This window comes from Campylobacter sp. CH278 (genome assembly GCF_004378845.1).
In the GTDB taxonomy this organism is placed as follows: Bacteria; Campylobacterota; Campylobacteria; order Campylobacterales; family Campylobacteraceae; genus Campylobacter_D; species Campylobacter_D jejuni.
Genome location: NZ_RYXZ01000052.1, coordinates 1 through 242 on the forward strand (window position 1 = coordinate 1; position 242 = coordinate 242).

Annotated in this window: 1 pseudogene; it reads left to right on the forward strand. The window is 30.2% G+C overall.

Annotated features, from left to right (window positions below):
* Nucleotides 1-242 (forward strand): annotated as a pseudogene (locus ELQ04_RS08650) (motility associated factor glycosyltransferase family protein); the annotation flags it as partial.

Sequence of the window (242 nt, forward strand, 5' to 3'; positions counted from 1 at the left end):
AAGGCATAGTGCCTGATTATGTGACGAATTTAGATTTTGAAGACTTGCCTTTAAGATTTTTTCAAAATAAAGAAAATAAAACTTCTTTAAATGTGCTTTCATGTGCTACTCATCCTAGCTTGGTTCATTTTTTAGATAATAAAAGTGTAGTTTTAAGAGATGACCCTTTATATCAACGCTTCAATCTTAACGACTTTGGTTATGTTGATACAGGTACTCATGTAAGTCATTTTTCTTATACT